Here is a 15,510-nt window from a genome sequence, read left to right on the forward strand (position 1 = left end):
ACGGGAGCGACCGGCGTTGGAGCTTCGGCCGATTCCGCACCGGAGTCGGGTGGCGCAGTCTTTGCTGATCAGTGCACGGGGTCGGGGAGGACGGGCCGATGGGCGAAGCGCCGGTGTTCAAGCGGGTGGAGACCAACGGCGTCGAGCGCATCCCCGATGCCGAGCGCACGGCGCGGCCGCTCGACCTGTTCCGGCTGAGCTTCGGCGGCGCGAACACCTTCTCCACGGCGGTGCTCGGCGCGTTCCCGGTCCTGTTCGGCCTGTCGTTCTGGCAGGGGCTCGCGGCCATCGCGCTGGGGCTGGTGGCAGGTGCGCTCGTGCTGTGCCCGATGGCGGTGTTCGGCACGGTCAACGGCACCAACAACGCCGTCTCCTCCTCGGCGCACCTCGGCGTGCACGGGCGGGTCGTCGGGTCGTTCCTGTCGTTGCTGACCGCGGTCACGTTCTTCGCGATCTCGGTGTGGAGCTCCGGGGACGCGCTGGTCGGCACCGCGGCGCGCGTGCTGGCCGTCCCCGAGACGCCCGCGGCCTTCGCCGTCGCCTACGCGATCTTCGCCGTGCTGGTGCTGGTCGTGTGCATCTACGGGTTCCGGATCATGCTGTGGGTGAACAAGATCGCGGTGGTCGCCGCGACCGCGCTGTTCGTGCTCGGCGCGGTCGCCTTCGGCGGCGGTTTCGACCCGTCCTACCCCGGAACGCTGCCCGCCTCGGACGCGCCGGTGTTCTGGGCGTCGTTCATCGGTTCCGCGCTGATCGTGCTGGCCAACCCGATGTCCTTCGGCGCGTTCCTGGGCGACTGGTCGCGCTACATCCCGTCGACCACGCCGCGCGGCCGAGTGGTGGTGGCGGCGCTGCTCGCGCAGCTGTCGACCATCGTCCCGTTCGGGTTCGGCCTGGTCACGGCCACGGTGATCGCAGGTTCGGCGCCGGAGTACCTGGCCGGTGACGCTCCCAACTACGTCGGCGGGCTGCTCGCGGTGTCGCCGGGCTGGTACTTCGGGCCGCTGTGCCTGATCGCGCTCATCGGCGGGCTGTCGACCGGCACCACCGCGCTGTACGGCACCGGCCTGGACTTCTCCAGCGTGTTCCCGCGCTTCTCGCGGGTGCGGGCGACGGTGCTGGTGGGCGTGCTGTCCATCGGGCTGATCTTCGTCGGCCGCTTCGGCTTCAACCTGGTGCAGAGCATCTCCACCTTCGCCGCGCTGATCGTGACCTGCACCGCGCCGTGGATGGTCGTGATGATCCTCGGCTACCTGACCCGGCGCGGTTGGTACGACCCGGACGCGCTGCAGGTGTTCAACCGGCGGCAGCGGGGCGGGCGCTACTGGTTCCACCACGGCTGGAACTGGCGCGGCATGACGGCGTGGCTGGTCTCGGCCGGTGTCGCGCTGCTGTTCGTCAACATCCCGGGCCAGCTGGTCGGTCCGCTGGGCGAGCTGGCGGGCGGCGTGGATATCAGCCTGCCGCTGTCCCTGCTGCTCGCGGCGGTCGGCTACCTCGGCCTGCTCCGGGCGTTCCCCGAGCCCCGCGAGGTGTTCGGCCCGGACGGGCCCCGCTGGGTGCCCTGCGCGGACACCCCGGTGCCGCCGATCGTGGCGGAGCCTGCCGTCGGCTAGGCCTGGCGGGCTTCGGCGACCTGCGCGAGCAGGCGGTCGAAGACCTTCTTGACCAGTTCCGGATCCGGGTGCGGCAGGCCGGACAGCGCGCTGAGGTAGAGGCCGTCGCCGACCAGGCGCACGATCTCGGCCAGCACCGGGTCGCCGATGTGGTCGGTGAGCAGCTCCGACCAGCGGCCGAACACCCTGGCCAGCACCTCGCTGCCCGCTTCGCTGAGGCCCTCGGCGCCGCGCAGCGCGGCGATGACCGACCAGTACAGGGCCATCTCCTCGTCGCTGGTGGGCAGCGAGGTCTGCAGGAAGTAGCGGACGACGTCGACGCCGTCCTCGGTGGCCTGCGCGAACTCGGCCTCGGCCGCGTCGTCGAGCCGCAGCGTGAGGCCCTGCAGCATCGCCTGCTTGGAGCGGAAGTGGTAGAGCAGGCCGCCCTTGGACACACCGGCTTCGGCGGCGACCGATTCCAGGGTCACCGCCGCGGTTCCCTTGCGGATCAGGATCCGCTGCAGCGCGTCGAGGATGCGGTCGCGGGTGTCGGAGGCTGCCACGGTTTGAACTATACCGTCTGGACGGTTAGTATTCGTGCACGACCACTTCTGTACCGTCTGGACGGTACAGATCAATCAAGGCCGTGTAGAGATGACGAACCTGAAATCGCCTAGTACTTCTCGTGCGCAGTGGACCGCGCTCGGCGCGCTGCTGCTGCCCGTCCTGCTGATCTCCGTCGACAACACGGTGCTGAGCTTCGCCGTGCCGCACATCAGCGAGGAGCTGCGCCCGACCGGTGGCCAGCTGCTGTGGATCGTCGACATCTACTCGCTGATGCTCGCCGGACTGCTGGTCACGATGGGCACCCTCGGCGACCGGATCGGCCGCCGCCGGCTGCTGCTGATCGGCGCGACCGGCTTCGGCCTGGCCTCGGTGCTGGCGGCGTTCGCGCCCAGCGCCGAGCTGCTCATCGCCGCCCGTGCGCTGCTGGGCGTGGCGGGCGCGACGCTGATGCCCTCGACGCTGTCGCTGATCCGCAACATCTTCACCGACCCGCGCGCCCGGACCACCGCGATCGCCGCCTGGACGGCGACCTTCGCCGGTGGTGCCGCGTTCGGCCCGCTGCTGGGCGGGCTGCTGCTGGAGCACTTCTGGTGGGGATCGGTGTTCCTGATCAACCTGCCGGTCATGGTGCTGCTGCTGATCGTCGGGCCGCTGGTGATCCCGGAATCGCGCAACCCGAACCCGGGCCGCTACGACCTGCCCAGCGCGGGGCTCTCGCTGCTGGCGATGCTGGCGCTGGTCTTCGGAGTCAAGGAGTTCGCCGGTGGCGGGTCGCTGGCGCTGCCCGCGGTGGCCGTGGCGCTGATCGCCGGGTACGCGTTCGTGCGCAGGCAGCGCAGGCTCGACGACCCGATGCTGGACCTGGGCCTGTTCGCCAAGGCGCGGTTCAGCGTGGCGGTGGCCAGCAACCTGCTGGCGGTGTTCGTGATGGTCGGCGGGCTGTTCTTCATGACCCAGTACCTGCAGCTGGTGCTGGGCATGACCCCGCTGCGCGCGGGTCTGGCGCTGCTGCCGGGCATCGGGCTGTCGGTGGTCGGTTCGCTGGTGGCGGTCCGCCTGATCCGCCGGGTGCGGCTGGCCGAGCTGCTGGGCGCGGCGATGTTCGCGACGGGGCTGGGCTACCTGCTGATGGTGCTGCTGCCGCCGGAGGGCAGCGCCTGGCTGGTGGTGGTGGCGTTCATGATCGTCGGCGTCAGCGCGGGGATCACCGAGACGGCCACCAACGACACCATCATGAGCACGGTGGCCCCGGAGAACGCGGGCGCGGCCTCGGCGATCTCGGAGACCGGCTACGAGCTGGGCGCGGCGCTGGGGACCGCGGTGCTCGGCAGCGTGGTGACGGCGGCCTACCGCAGCCACGTCGACGTGACCGGCCTGCCGGAGTCCATCGTGGACACCGCGCGGGACACGCTGGGCGGTGCGCTGTCGGTGGCCGCTGAGCTGCCGGTGGAGCAGGCGGTGGCCCTCCGCGATTCCGCGGCGCACGCCTTCACCTACGGCGTGCACGTGACCAGCGCGGTCGGCGCGGTGGTGCTCGCCTTCGCGGCCTTCCAGGCCTGGTGGGTGCTCTCCCGCCGCTGATCGCCGGAGGTGGCGGTCCCATCAGGGGCCGCCACCCCTGTCAGGTGTGCTTCCCGGTTCGGGAGAAGGTTCGGCTGGTCGGGATCAGGGCTGCGATCGCCGGGGCCAGAGCGCAGATCGCGGTGCAGGCGATCAGGACCGCTGCCGGGCCGAAGGCCTCGGTCGCCGGGGCGATGAGGATCAGGCCCAGCGGTGCGAGGCCGTAGGAGAACAGGAAGTCCAGCGCGGACACCCGGGCCAGCTTGTTCGGTTCCACCTCTCGTTGGATCGCGGTGAACCAGGGGACGTTGAACAGCTCGATGCCCAGTCCGGCCAGGGCGTAGGCGGCCAGCACCACCGCGGGGTGGACCGGGGCGAGCAGGCTGAGCGGAGCGAAGGCGTAGCAGCCGAGCCCGGCCAGCGCGGCCCAGCCTCGGGCGCGGGGGCGCCAGCGCGCGATGATCAGCGCGCCGAGGAGCGCCCCGACGACGTAGGCCGTGGTCGCCGCGGCGAGCACCGCTTCGCCGCCGTAGCGGTCCCGGCTGATCAGGGGGAGCAGGACTCCGGTGGCCGAGTAGCCGGTGGCGATCACCGCGGTCAGCGCGCCGAGGCCGGCCAGGAACCAGGGGTGCCTGCGGGCTTCGCGGAGGCCCTCGACGAAGTCGGCGGCGAACGAGGTCCGCTCGGATTCGGCGGGCGCGGTCGCGGTGCCCTTCGGTGGTAGCAGCGCCGCGACCAGCCAGAGCGCGCCGATGAGCACCAGCAGCGTCGAGGTGTTGACGAGCACGGCCAGCAGCGCGGTCAGGCCCGGCGCGACCAGCGTGGTCACCCGGACCGCCAGCGTCATCGCCGCATTGGCCTGCTGGCGCTGCTGCTCGTCGACGACTTCGGCGGTCAGGGCCTGGAACGCGGGTCGGCACGCGCCCTGCCCGGCACCTGCCACCGCTGCCGCCGCGGCCATCAGCGGCACCGACCAGTCCAGGCCCACCGCGATCGCCGGGAGCGCGAGCGCGGCGGCCAGGCCGGACCACAGCACCACCGCGCGGCGCGAGCATCGGTCGGACACCACGCCGCCGATCGGTACGGCTGCCAGGAATCCCGCGGTGCGGGCCGCCAGCAGCAGGCCGAGGGTCACCGGGGTGAGCGAGCGGTCGAGCACCGCCAGTCCCAGCACGAAGGGCAGCGCCCAGGTGGCCAGGCCGGAGGCTGTCGTGCCCGTCCACAACCGGAGGAAGGCCGGGTCGCGGAGGGCGGAACTGCTTCGCAGCGCGGTCGTGTCCGGCGCTGATGGCGTGGCCACCGGGTGTGCTCCTAGAAAAGTTGAAAATGATTGTCGTTAGCGTACTGGCGCGTCGTGCTGTGCTCGCGGCGGGCTCAGCCGGCGGCGCCCTCCGGTCCGGGCGAGCGATCCCAGCGCATCCTCGACCACGGGAGCGCGAGATCGTCCAGTTCGGACACGTGCCGCGGGGCGAGCGAGGCGAGATCGACCGCCTCGCGGAAGCGGCTGAACACCGAATCCGCGTAGCGGTGCCCAGTGTCCGCTGCGATGAAAACAGCGGTCCGGTCCGGGTTCGCATCGCGCTCCCACCGGACGGCGAGGTAGCCGGCTCCGGTGGACAGCCCGGCGAAGATCGCGTGCCTGCGCAACAGGTCGGTGCTGCCGGAGAGCGCGGCGCAAGCGTGTCGACCGGTAGTCCGGCACCGGTCAGGCAGCCGACCACGACCAACGGCGGCAGGGCGTCGCCCAGCACTTCGAGTACGCGCCCTTCGCGCTGGGCGAAGAGCAGTGCGCGTCCGTCGAGCATGAGCGGATCCGATGCCTGCTCGGCGCGAACCGACAGCAGGGCCACCGCGTTCGCGACCGCGCGAATGGCCGCGATGATGTCGCTGGTCGGCGAGCCCATGCCGAGCCCGACCGGCAGATCGCCGGTCAGTCGCAGTTGCCCGCCGCAGGCCCGTGAGCGTTTCGGGGCGCTGTAGCACCCCAAAACGCTCACGGAACCGAGCAGCCGCAACGTCAGCAGCGCCGCCCGGCGGGCCTTCGTCCGCCCCGCGGGCACCACCGCGCCGCCTCAGCGCGATACCGGTACAGCACCGTCGGGTCGGCGCTGAACTGCGAGAACGGGAACGGTTCCGCGGACACCGCGGTCGCCCCTGCGCCGAGGAAGGCCCGCGCCACCGCGCTGCCCGTCTGCGCGTAGACCACCAGCGGCACGCCGCTTTCCCCGCAGTGCCGCAGGATCTGGTCGAACGTGCCGTTGCTCAACGTCATCCCGGTGGCCACCACGGCTTCGGCCGGGGCCAGCACCTCGGCCATGGACTCGGCCACCGGATCGCCCCACTGCGTCCGGCGCAGGTTCAGGTCGCACGGCAGGCATTCCCCGCCGCGCTCCCGGATCGCGGCGACCAGCGGGTTGACCACGCCGATCAGCGCTACCTTCGAGCCCGGCTCGATGTCCAGCAGTCCCGCGATCGCGGCATCCCGCGCGCGGGCGCGCACTTCCGGCGCGCCCGCGGGCAGGGTGACCTGCTCGGCAGCCGTGTCCCGGTGCGGCAGGGCCTCGGCCACGCGGCGACGAAGGTGCTGCGGCTCGTCGGCGCGGCCAGCTCGTCGAAGTAGCGCTGCGCGGTCCGGACGCTGGTGGCGTCGACGTCGCAGGCGTAGATCTCGGCCGCGTCGCGAAGTCCGGCCACCACGGTCTCGACGCCGAGCCCGACGCCCATCGCCGCGTACACCCGGTCCTGGACCTCGATCGTCCCGTCGAGCAGCCGCTCGTGGATCATCCGGCTGGTCGCGCCGGGCAGGAACACGCCGGGCGGCAGTTCGAAGGTCCAGCCGTTCCACTCGTACGGGCGGGCGGTGTGCAGGTCGGCCTTGGGCTGGTTGAGCGCGATGATCTGCGCCGCGGGCAGTGGTTCGGGGAGCTGGTCGAGCTGGACCGCGTTCGTCACTGCGTGACCGCTTTTCCTCATCGTCCGATCGAGCGCAGGTAGGAGGCGAACTGCTCGGCGCCCTCGATGTTGCGCGGACCGCTGACCGCCTGGCCGTAGTCCAGCACGTAGAACTGTCCCCTTTGGACCGCGGGGCTGCTGGCCAGCGGCGGGTGGGACTTCAGGAACGCGATCTTGTCCGCGACCGGCCGGTCGCCGTAGTCCACCACGACGATGACCTCCGGGGCCGACTCGACGACGTCCTCCCAGCCGACGGTGGTCCAGCGCTGGTTGAGCCCGTCGAAGACGTTGCGGCCACCGGCCAGCGAGATGATCGCGTTCGGCGCGGCCTGCGCGCCGGAGGTGAAGGGCTGGTCGGTGCCCGAGTCGTAGAGGAACACCCGGGCCGGATCGCCCGCGGGGCGATGCTGCTGCAAGGCCTCGGCGCGCTTCTGCAGATCGGCCACCAGCGCTTCCGCGCGATCGGGCACCTGGAAGATCGTCCCGATCTGCCGCAGGTCGGTGTAGAGCGCTTCCAGCGGCGGCACTTGGACGGGGCGCGCGCCGTAGTTGAAGCAGCTCTCGGTGTGCTGGTAGCTGCGGATGCCGACCTCGGCCAGCAGGTGCGGGGTGATGCCGCGTGCTTCGCTGAAACCCGAGTTCCAGCCGGCCAGCACCCAGTCCGCCTTGGCACCGATCACCACCTCGCGGCTGAGCACGTCGGTGCTCAGCAGCTCCACCGACCGGTAGTCGTCGAGGTAGGGCGAGCGCTGCACGGCTGGATCGGCGGTCGAGGGCATCACCACGCCGCGCATCCGGTCGGCCAGCCCGAGCGCGAACATCTTCTCGGTGCTGCTCATGTCGTAGGCGACCGCGCGCTGCGGCGGCGGGTAGCTGATCTGCTCACCGCAGTTGTCGACGACCACCGGCGCCGCCTCGCCGGGCGCCGGTTGCTGCACGGTCGCGCCGCAGCCCGCCAGGAGTGCGACGCTGCCCACCAACGCCGCGGTGCGGCGCAGGGTTGTTCGGTTCATTCCATTCCTTCCCGATCGGTGAGGTCGTAGAGCAGCTGCGGAGCGCCGGTGCGCGGGTGCGGCACGATCGAGGGCGTCACGCCGAAGACCTCGCGGACGAGCTCCGGTTCCAGCACTTCGACGGGCTTTCCGGTGCGGACCACCGAACCGCCGGACAGCACGGCGAGCCGGTCGCAGGCCGCCGCGGCCAGGTTGAGGTCGTGCAGCGCCACCAGCACGGTCAGCCCGCACCCGCGCAGGAAGGACAGCAGTTCCACCTGGTGGCGCACGTCGAGGTGGTTCGTCGGCTCGTCGAGCACCAGCACCTGCGGTTCCTGCACGAGCGCGCGGGCGATCAGCACCCGCTGGCGCTCGCCGCCGGACAGCGACAGGACGCTGCGCCGCGCCAGGTGCTCGACGTCGGTGCGCCGCATCGATTCCCGGCACAGCTCCCATTCCGCACCGCTGAGCGACCTGTTGCCGCGAAGGTGCGGAAATCTGCCCAGCGCAACGACTTCCGCCACCGTGAAGTCGAGTTCGGTGCGGCTTTCCTGGGTGAGGGCGGCGACCGAGCGCGCGCTCTCGGCCAGCGGGATCGAATTCAGCTCGGTCCCGTCGAGCAGCACGGTGCCGGTGGTCGGGTGCAGCGCCCGGTAGAGGCAGCGCAGCGCGGTGGACTTGCCGCTGCCGTTGGGGCCGACCAGCCCCACTACCTCGCCGCTGCTCGCGGACAGGTTCAGCCGCTCGACCAGCGTCGCGCCGGCGATCCGCACCGACACGTCCTGCCAGGTGACGTCCATGCTCAGCCCCCGCCGAACAGGTAGCCGCGGCGCCGCATCAGGACGACGAACACGGGCACCCCGATCAGCGCCGTGATCACTCCCAGCGGCAGTTCCCGCGGTGCGAACGCGGTGCGGGAGATCAGGTCCACCCACACCAGCAGCACGGCGCCGGCCAGCGGTGCGATCACCAGGACCCGGCCGTGCGCCGCGCCGACCAGGATGCGCACCAGGTGCGGCATGACCAGTCCGACGAACCCGATCGCGCCGCTGACCGCGACGATCGCGCCGGTGACCACGGCGGTGAGCAGGAAGAGGCCGCGCCGCAGGCGGGCCGCGTCGACGCCGAGGCTGGCCGCGGTCTCGTCGCCCATCGCCAGCACGTCCAGCGCCCGGCCCTTTCGCGCCAGCAGCACCACGGCGACCAGGACCGCTGCCGCGGCAACGGGCAGCGATGCCCAGGTGGCGCCGCCGAGGCTGCCGAGCAGCCAGAACAGCACGGTGCGCGCGGATTCGCCGAAGGGCGCGAAGAACACGATCACGCTCATGGCGGCCTGGAACCCGTAGGCCAGCGCGACGCCGATGAGCACCAGTCGCAGCGGGCTCAACCCCGCTCGGCTGCGGGCGATCAGGTAGACGAGTGCCGTCGCGCCGAGCGCGCCGAGGAAAGCGGCTGCCGACAACGCGAAGATGCCCAGCGAGGAGAACAGGCCGAAGGACACGACCGCGCTGGCCCCCACCGACGCTCCGGACGAGACGCCGAGGATGAACGGATCGGCGAGGGCGTTGCGCACCAGGGCCTGGACCGCGACGCCGATCGCGCTCAGCCCGGCCCCGACGACCGCGGCCAGCAGCACCCGGGGCGTGCGGACCTGCCAGATCACGGCGTAGTCGGTGAACTCCTCGGCCCTGATCGAGCCACCGGTGACCGCTGCCCAGAGGTAGCGGGCGGTGTCGGCCAGCGGCACGGTGGTCGGTCCCAGGGCGATCGCGACCAGTGCGGAGACCAGCAGAACCGCGGTGAGCAGCGCGGTGATGAGCACCAGCGGAGCGCGCGGTGCCAACTCCGGCACCGGCGTTCTGGCGCGTTGCAGAAGCATCTCTTCCCCGTCCTCGAGTTCCCGGCCGGGAACGATCTCGGACACCCACCTTCATTAAAACGAAAATCATTGTCAATAGACGGCGGGTGTGAGTGACGACGCGCTCAGCTGACGCCGGGTTCCGCACGTCCGTCCACTGAGGACGAAATTTCCGCGGCGGTTGCAGCCCGTCTGGTCCTGGTGGCGGATCGACTGGATCCGGGCTTGCTGCCAGGCTTGGCAGGACGAATCGGACCGGGGGAGCGAATCCTATGCGCCGAGCACGCGGATGGCTGGTCCTGCTGAGCGCCGCCGTGCTCCTCAGCGGCGCCGTGAGCGCTTCGGCCAGCGAGTCCCGGCCCGGTGACTGGCCGAGCTGGCAGGGCGATCTCGCCGGCTCGCGGTTCAACGCGGCCGAGAACCGGATCACTCCCGACACCGTCGGCGGGCTGAAGCTCAAGTGGGCGTTCGCCTACCCGAAAACCGGTGCCTGGGTGAAGAGCCAGCCCGCGGTGGTCGGCGACGAGGTGTTCTTCGGCGGACCGGACGCGCGCTTCTACGCCGTCGACGCCCGCAACGGCGCGCTGAAGTGGCAGTTCGACCTGACGTCGGTGGGCCCGGCGCCGATGGACGGGGTGGCCTTCAACGGGGCGACCGGGCCCGCGGTGGCCGAGGGCAAGGTCTTCTTCGGCGACAGCCGCGGATACGCCTACGCGCTGGACCAGCGCACCGGCGAGCTGATCTGGGCGGTGGACACCGAAGACCACCCGCTCGGCTGGCACGCCAGCTCGCCGCTCTACCACGAAGGCCGGATCTACCTGGGGGCCTCCAGCGCCGAGCACGGCGGCGGGCCGGACTACCCGTGCTGCACCTTCCGCGGGCACGTCGATTCGCTCGACGCGAGCACGGGGGAGCTGATCTGGCGCTACTACACGGTTCCCGAGCCGCGCGCGGTCGGCACCTGGCCCAGCGGCGCGACCAGGTACGAGCCCTCCGGTGCTGGGGTGTGGGGTTCGCCGGTCATCGATGCCGGAACCGGCACGCTGTTCGTGGGCACCGGGCAGAACTACTCCGGCAACGGCGGCGACTTCGACACGCTGCTGGCGCTGGACGCCGCCGACGGCACGCTGCGGTGGAAGCAGCAGGTCACCGACGTCGACAGCTGGCGGGACCTGTGCAACGTCCCGGATTCGGCGGGCTACTGCCCCGGACTGGCCGACGGAACCGCGCTGGACTTCGACCTCGGGGCGAGCCCGAACCTGTTCCCGGTGCGGGGGCGCACGCTGGTCGGCGTCGGCCAGAAGAGCGGCGTCTACCACGCTTTCGACGCGCGGACCGGCGAGGTGCGCTGGCGCAGGCAGCTGTCGGAACCGTCGCCGCTCGGCGGGGCGACCGGGCTCCAGTGGGGTTCCAGCTACGACGGCGAACGCCTGTACGCGGCCAGCTACTTCGCCGGTCCGGGCACCTTGAACGCGATGGATCCGGCCACCGGCGAGGTCGTGTGGACCACGCCCAACCCGGCCGACGGCTGCGACTGGGGCGGGGCGGCCGCGCACCCCGACCAGTGCGTGCTCGCCCACACGCCCGCGGTGACCTCCACGCCGGGCCTGGTCTACGAAGGCAGCACCGACGGCAAGATGCGCGTCTACGCCGCCGAAACCGGCGAAGTGCTGTGGGAGTACGACACCGTCCGGGACTTCGCGGGCGCCAACGGGTTGACCGGGCGCGGGGGCTCGATCGCGGGCAACGGCGGCGCGGTCGTCGCCAACGGCACGCTCTACGTCCAGAGCGGCTACCACCCGATGTACCCGAGCGAGCACGGCAACGTGCTATTGGCCTTCGACCTTCCCTGATCCGCTCCGGAAAGCACCGGCCGATGCCGCCAGCGCGGCGATTCCGGCCGCGTGCGCGGGCATTTCCGGGTCAGGTGGGGTGCCGAGCAGCACCAGCTGGTGGTAGAGCGGTGCGGTCGCCGCGATGAGCAGGGCGCGCGCCTCGATCCCGGGTTCGAGCTCGCCGCGCTCGATCGCCCGCTCGACGACGATTCCGCAGCGCTCGTAGCGGTCTTCCCACAACCGCCGCAGCGCGCGGGCGGCGTCCTCGGAGCGGAACGACGCCGCGATCAGCGCCGCGGCGATCGAGGGGCGTTCGGTCAGGGACGTCTGGATCTCCTGGTTCAGCGCGGTGAGATCGCCGCGCAGCGAGCCGGTGTCGGCGGGCTGCCAGTCGTCGTCGCTGGTCGAGTCGAGGAGGTCGGTGAGCAGGCCGCCGACGTCGCGCCAGCGGCGGTACACCGTGGTGCGGTGCACGCCGGAGCGCGCCGCGACGGCGTCCACGGTGAGCGCGTCGTAGCCGTTCTCGGCCAGCTCCGCGCTGACCGCGGCGAGCACCTGGGCGCGGTTGCGGGCGGTGCGGCCACCGGGGCGGGGCTGTGGCGTGGAACTCATCGTCGGCGGTCCAGTTGCTCGGCGGGGCGGGACGTGGTTATCCTAACGCAACTGTTGTCGCACTAGTGAGGTCGCCGATGCTCTTCCGAAGCGTTCGTCCCACCCCGCGGTTCCCGCTGGCCGCGTCCCCCTCGAATGCTTCGGAGTCCGTGCATGCCAACGCAGATCACCGCGCTCGCGGTCAGCAAGTCCTTCCACGGCAGGGCCGTCCTCGACGCGGTGACCTGCTCGCTCGCCGCGGGTGAGCGCACCGGGATCATCGGTGAGAACGGGTCCGGCAAGTCCACCCTGCTGCGCCTGCTCGCCGGCACCGAGCAGCCCGACCGCGGCGAGGTCGTCGTGCACGCCGACGGCGGCGTCGGCTACCTCGCGCAGGACGAACGGCTGCCGCCGCAGCTGACCGTCCAGCACGTCGTCGACCGCGCCCTGGGCGACCTGCGCGCGATCGAACGGCGGATGCGCGCGCTGGAAACCGCGATGGCCGACGGCGACGAATCCGGGCTGGCCGAGTACGGCGAGCTCACGACCGCCTTCGAACTGCGCGGCGGCTACGACGCCGACGCCCGCGTGGAACGAGCCCTGCACGGCCTGGGGCTCGGGCTGGTCGACCGCGCCCGCACCGTCGGCGGGCTCTCCGGTGGCGAGCAGGTCCGGCTGCGCCTGGCCGCTCTGCTGGCCGCCGGGCCGGAGGTGCTGCTGCTCGACGAGCCGACCAACCACCTCGACGACGACGCCGTGCACTGGCTGGAGGAGCACCTGCGCGCCCGGCGCGGCACGACGGTCGCGGTCTCCCACGACCGGGTCTTCCTGGAGCGGATCGCGACGAGCCTGCTGGAGGTCGACGCGGACCGGCACCGCGTGGTCCGCTACGGAAACGGCTACGCGGGGTTCCGCGCGGAGAAGGCGGCGGCGCGGGAGCGGTGGGTGCAGTCGCACGCGCAGTGGCAGGCCGAGACCGCCCGGCTCCGCGAGGTCGCGGCGACCACCGCGCGCGACGTCGCGCCGGGCCGGGCGATGCAGGACAACAACAAGATGGCCTACGACCGGGCGGGCGGACGGGTGCAGCGATCGCTGGCCAGCCGGGTCCGCAACGCCGAGGAACGGCTGCGCCGGCTGCTCGCCGATCCGGTTCCGCCGCCCCCGGAACCGCTGCGGTTCACGACGACACCGCGGGCCGGTGGGGTCGGGGGAACCGTCCTCGACGCCACCGACATCGCGGTGGCCGGACGGCTCGACCGGACGAGCGTCGCGGTCGAAGCGGGGGAGCGGCTGCTGATCACCGGTCCGAACGGAGCGGGCAAGAGCACGCTCCTGCGGGTGCTGGCCGGAGACCTCGCGGCCGACCGCGGCACGGTCGTCCGCCGCGGCCGGATCGGCTACCTCGCGCAGGAACCCGGTCCCGCGGTGCCCGGGGAAACGCTGCTCGCGGCCTTCTCGCGCGGGCGGCCGGGAGGCGCTGAACAGCTGCTCTCGCTGGGCCTGTTCACCAGCGCCCAGTTCGCGACGCGCGTGGAGAACCTCTCCACCGGGCAGCGGCAGCGGCTCGCACTGGCGCGGCTGGTCACCGAACCGTCGGACGTGCTGCTGCTCGACGAGCCCACCAACCACCTGTCGCCCGACCTGGTCGAGGAACTGGAAGCCGCCCTGGCCGACTACCGGGGCGCGCTCGTGGTCGTCAGCCACGACCGCCTGCTGCGCCGGCGCTGGCGAGGCGAGCACCTCGCCCTGCAGGCCTCGGTGTGCGCCTGACACCGCGCATCTCGTCGAAGGAGGTCCTTCTGTGCCAAGCATTCCCGCTGACCCGACCGTGCTCCACCCGATGCCCGACCAGCCGCGCGTGGTGCTGCTCAAGCCGCTGGTCACGTCACCGCTGATCGACGTGGGGGAGTTCTCCTACTACGACGACCCGGACGACGCGACCGCGTTCGAAACCCGCAACGTGCTCTACCACTACGGCCCGGAGAAGCTGATCATCGGCAGGTTCTGCGCGCTGGCCACCGGCGTGCGGTTCATCATGAACGGCGCCAACCACCGCGCGGACGGCCCGTCGACCTTCCCGTTCCCCACCATGGGCGGCTCGTGGGCCGAGCACTTCGACCTGCTCACCGGCCTGCCCGGCCGGGGCGACACGGTGGTCGGCAACGACGTCTGGCTCGGCAGGGACGTCACGGTGCTGCCCGGCGTGCGCATCGGCCACGGCGCGATCATCGGCACCGGATCGGTGGTCACCGCCGACGTGCCCGACTACGGCATCGTCGGCGGCAACCCGGCCCGGCTCATCCGCACCCGCTACGCGGAGCCGGACATCGCCCGCCTGCTGGCGGTGGCCTGGTGGGACTGGCCGCTGGAGCACATCACCGAGCACGTCCGCACCATCATGTCGGGCAGCGTCGACGACCTCGAAGCCGCTGCCCCGGCCGACTGACCCGCCCGGACACGATCCGTCGTTGATCACCCGTACCGGTGAAATCCGGGCGAGGTGGGCGGGTCATCGCAGACTCGGTGATCTCACCGGGGGTAGTGCTGTGTCGCGATCGGTGAACACCGGTCTGCGGATGCATCGAAGGGAACAGGACATGGCCCTGACCAAGGACCAGTTGGTCACCGAACTCGCCGAAGTCGTGGAGGTGCCCAAGGCGACGTCCCGAGCGGCTCTCGAAGCCCTCGCGGGCATCGCCGCGGAACAGCTGAGCAGCGGCGAGGAGATCACCCTGCCCGGCATCGGGAAGCTCAAGGCGGTGGACCGCCCCGCGCGGACCGGCCGCAACCCCGCCACCGGCGCGGAGATCAAGATCCCGGCCAAGCGGGTGGTCAAGTTCGTCCCCGCCAAGAACCTCGACGAGACGGTGAACAACTAGCAGGTTGATTCCTGGCTCGTTTTGCGCAGCGGTGCGGGTGGCGGAACCTCAGAGGTTCCCTGGACTGCGGGTGCCCCTCCTGATGTATGCCCAATACACGGCGGAGGGGCCGTCCTCGCCAGGAAACCTCTGAGAACCCGCGGCGGTGCGAGTTGCGTGGGTGGGTCAAGCGCTGCGCGCTTGCGGCAGCTCATGCCGTTGTTGCGGTACGCCTCGCGGCTGCGGCCTGAGGAAAAGGGATCAATCGTCAAGAGCGCCGTCGTGGTGGAGCCTCCGGGGACGGCAGGCTCCACCGCGCGGTCACCGGTTGCGGAGCTCGTCGCGAGCGGCTTCTTCCGCGGGGTCCAGCTCCTCCAGCGCGACCTGGACCGCGCCCATCGCCACGCCGGTCTGCATGGCGAACCTGGCCTGGGAGATCGGGCGGGTCAACGGGTTCCGCTCGTAGGACGCCGCTGTCCGCTCCGCCGACCGGATGGACCGGACCGCGGTGGCCAGCTGGTGCTGGAGCCGCTCCGACTCGACGTCGAGCAGCTCGGCGGCGCAGGAGGCGACCTTGTCGGCGGCGCCTCCCAGCTCGCCGGCGCGCTGGATGCAGGACGGCGTCGTGAAGGTCGCCAGCAGTCCCCGGACCTCCCGGAGCCCTGCTGCGGCTTGTTCGTGCATACCGCCATCTTGCCT

The 15,510-nt window shown here is 71.7% G+C and carries 16 protein-coding genes; 6 read left to right on the plus strand and 10 right to left on the minus strand.

All coding sequences use genetic code 11. From position 1 onward, the window contains the following. Positions 1-98 precede the first annotated feature (98 nt). Positions 99-1,616: a purine-cytosine permease family protein gene (locus OU416_RS23610; protein WP_270929206.1), complete on the plus strand. Its 1,518-nt coding sequence runs from the start codon at positions 99-101 to the stop codon at positions 1,614-1,616. Here the strand turns inward: OU416_RS23610 and OU416_RS23615 are convergent. Further along, a complete protein-coding gene (locus OU416_RS23615) occupies positions 1,613-2,161 on the minus strand; it encodes a TetR/AcrR family transcriptional regulator (protein ID WP_270929207.1) in 549 nt (182 codons plus the stop codon). The two genes, OU416_RS23610 and OU416_RS23615, sit on opposite strands and share 4 nt — an antisense overlap. Positions 2,162-2,252: 91 nt before the next feature. On the opposite strand from OU416_RS23615, the gene OU416_RS23620 reads away from it, so the two are divergent. Further along, positions 2,253-3,746 carry an MFS transporter gene (locus OU416_RS23620; RefSeq protein ID WP_270929208.1) on the plus strand — a complete coding sequence of 498 codons (1,494 nt, stop codon included), beginning with the start codon at positions 2,253-2,255 and terminating at the stop codon, positions 3,744-3,746. A 40-nt stretch (positions 3,747-3,786) separates the two neighbouring features. Here OU416_RS23620 and OU416_RS23625 read toward each other — a convergent pair whose 3' ends face one another. From OU416_RS23625 to OU416_RS23655, 7 genes are all read right to left on the minus strand, one after another. After that, a complete protein-coding gene (locus OU416_RS23625) occupies positions 3,787-5,025 on the minus strand; it encodes an MFS transporter (RefSeq protein WP_372907167.1) in 1,239 nt (412 codons plus the stop codon). 74 nt (positions 5,026-5,099) lie between these two features. Continuing rightward, complete coding sequence (locus OU416_RS23630) at positions 5,100-5,372, minus strand: hypothetical protein (RefSeq protein WP_270929209.1); 273 nt, start codon at positions 5,370-5,372, stop codon at positions 5,100-5,102. Positions 5,373-5,742: 370 nt separating this feature from the next. Beyond that, entirely contained in the window at positions 5,743-6,225 is a 483-nt protein-coding gene (locus tag OU416_RS23635) for a Rossmann-like domain-containing protein (RefSeq protein ID WP_333779651.1), read from the minus strand. Continuing rightward, positions 6,159-6,677 (minus strand): hypothetical protein, encoded by a 519-nt coding sequence (locus tag OU416_RS23640; protein ID WP_270929210.1) that lies wholly within the window; start codon positions 6,675-6,677, stop codon positions 6,159-6,161. Before OU416_RS23640 ends, OU416_RS23635 begins: the two co-directional genes overlap by 67 nt. 17 nt (positions 6,678-6,694) lie before the next feature. Beyond that, entirely contained in the window at positions 6,695-7,690 is a 996-nt protein-coding gene (locus OU416_RS23645) for an ABC transporter substrate-binding protein (protein ID WP_270929211.1), read from the minus strand. Then, positions 7,687-8,469: an ABC transporter ATP-binding protein gene (locus OU416_RS23650; protein WP_270929212.1), complete on the minus strand. Its 783-nt coding sequence runs from the start codon at positions 8,467-8,469 to the stop codon at positions 7,687-7,689. The genes OU416_RS23645 and OU416_RS23650 overlap by 4 nt, the downstream gene beginning before the upstream one ends. Before the next feature lie 2 nt (positions 8,470-8,471). After that, positions 8,472-9,548, minus strand: coding sequence for a FecCD family ABC transporter permease (locus OU416_RS23655; RefSeq protein WP_270929213.1), 1,077 nt, complete (start codon positions 9,546-9,548; stop codon positions 8,472-8,474). 251 nt (positions 9,549-9,799) lie between these two features. On the opposite strand from OU416_RS23655, the gene OU416_RS23660 reads away from it, so the two are divergent. Further along, positions 9,800-11,380, plus strand: a complete 1,581-nt coding sequence (locus OU416_RS23660) for an outer membrane protein assembly factor BamB family protein (protein ID WP_270929214.1) — start codon at positions 9,800-9,802, stop codon at positions 11,378-11,380. Here OU416_RS23660 and OU416_RS23665 read toward each other — a convergent pair. Beyond that, positions 11,357-11,974 carry a TetR/AcrR family transcriptional regulator gene (locus OU416_RS23665; protein ID WP_270929215.1) on the minus strand — a complete coding sequence of 206 codons (618 nt, stop codon included), beginning with the start codon at positions 11,972-11,974 and terminating at the stop codon, positions 11,357-11,359. The two genes, OU416_RS23660 and OU416_RS23665, sit on opposite strands and share 24 nt — an antisense overlap. Before the next feature lie 153 nt (positions 11,975-12,127). Between OU416_RS23665 and abc-f the strand changes: the two genes are divergently transcribed. From abc-f to OU416_RS23680, 3 genes are all read left to right on the plus strand, one after another. Then, positions 12,128-13,723, plus strand: a complete 1,596-nt coding sequence (abc-f, locus tag OU416_RS23670) for a ribosomal protection-like ABC-F family protein (RefSeq protein ID WP_270929216.1) — start codon at positions 12,128-12,130, stop codon at positions 13,721-13,723. Positions 13,724-13,793: 70 nt separating this feature from the next. After that, positions 13,794-14,399: a CatB-related O-acetyltransferase gene (locus OU416_RS23675; protein ID WP_372907171.1), complete on the plus strand. Its 606-nt coding sequence runs from the start codon at positions 13,794-13,796 to the stop codon at positions 14,397-14,399. Positions 14,400-14,550: 151 nt separating this feature from the next. After that, positions 14,551-14,832 (plus strand): HU family DNA-binding protein, encoded by a 282-nt coding sequence (locus OU416_RS23680; RefSeq protein ID WP_270929217.1) that lies wholly within the window; start codon positions 14,551-14,553, stop codon positions 14,830-14,832. A 300-nt stretch (positions 14,833-15,132) separates the two neighbouring features. Here OU416_RS23680 and OU416_RS23685 read toward each other — a convergent pair whose 3' ends face one another. Beyond that, a complete protein-coding gene (locus OU416_RS23685; protein WP_270929218.1) occupies positions 15,133-15,495 on the minus strand; it encodes a hypothetical protein in 363 nt (120 codons plus the stop codon). Positions 15,496-15,510 lie beyond the last annotated feature (15 nt).

The organism is Saccharopolyspora indica (assembly GCF_027853965.1).
GTDB lineage: Bacteria > Actinomycetota > Actinomycetes > Mycobacteriales > Pseudonocardiaceae > Saccharopolyspora > Saccharopolyspora indica.